The sequence below is a fragment of the Pseudanabaena sp. CCNP1317 genome (assembly GCF_034931345.1).
In the GTDB taxonomy this organism is placed as follows: domain Bacteria; phylum Cyanobacteriota; class Cyanobacteriia; order Pseudanabaenales; family Pseudanabaenaceae; genus Pseudanabaena; species Pseudanabaena galeata.
In genome coordinates, this window is record NZ_JAYGIF010000140.1 from 1 (window position 1) to 996 (window position 996).

Annotated in this window: 1 protein-coding gene; it reads left to right on the forward strand. The window is 41.5% G+C overall.

Annotated features, from left to right (window positions below; translation table 11 throughout):
- Window positions 1-96: 96 nt before the first annotated feature.
- Window positions 97-996 (forward strand): IS30 family transposase (locus VB775_RS22525; protein ID WP_323216963.1); only part of this gene is annotated, 900 nt, incomplete at its 3' end.

Genomic DNA, 996 nt, shown 5'->3' on the forward strand with positions numbered 1-996 from the left:
CGCCAATTCAAGGATGAAATGCAACACCTAGAGATCTTTGCGTAAAGGGACTCATAAGGATATTCTGATATTAATCACAATAATTAGGATACCCTCATGAGCTTTGTCCATCTTACCACCACAGAAAGAAGTGAACTGTATAAACTAAGAGTAATTGAGCAATTATCTGTATCAGAGATAGGTCGTCGCTTGAAGCGAAACAAAAGTACGATTTCAAGAGAGTTATCGCGCAATACAGACGAGCGACAGATTGGCTATTTGCCAGATACTGCGGTTGCCCTGATGAAAGCAAGACGGAAACAAGCAAAGGTAAGATTTCAGAGCATCAGTGCTGAGACGATCGCCGAAGTCAAACAACGGTTAGAGCAACACCACAGCCCAGAGCAACTAGCAGGGAGAATGGAAAGGGAGGGGCTAGGTAAAATCAGCTATGAGACGATTTATCTGATGATCTATGCAAACCATCAAGAGATGGGAATATATCAACAATATCTGAGGCAGAAGCAAAAGCAACGAAGGCGCAAAGGTCGCCATCAGAAGCGAGGTGGCATTCCCAATAGGGTAGGGATAGAGAATCGACCGAAGATTGCAGATTTAAAAACAGAGATTGGACATTGGGAAAGTGATACGGTAATCGGGTGCAACCACACAGGTATCGTAGTTACGCATGTTGATAAAGCATCGAAGTATTTACTTGCTGGACTAGCTAAGAACAAGACGATGGACGAGATAAACAGAGTGACATTCAATCTATTTGAGCCTATAGAATCAACATCTCGAAAGACAATGACCTTTGATAATGGAAGAGAATTCTGTGGGCATGAGAAGCTATCTGAAAGATTGAAACTAGAGACCTTCTTTGCGAATCCATATCATTCATGGGAACGTGGATTGAATGAACACACCAATGGATTAATTAGAGAGTTCTATCCCAAAAGTACAAACTTTAAAATCGTGAAAGAAGAGGACTTTCAGAAGGCAGTGAATTTGATCAAT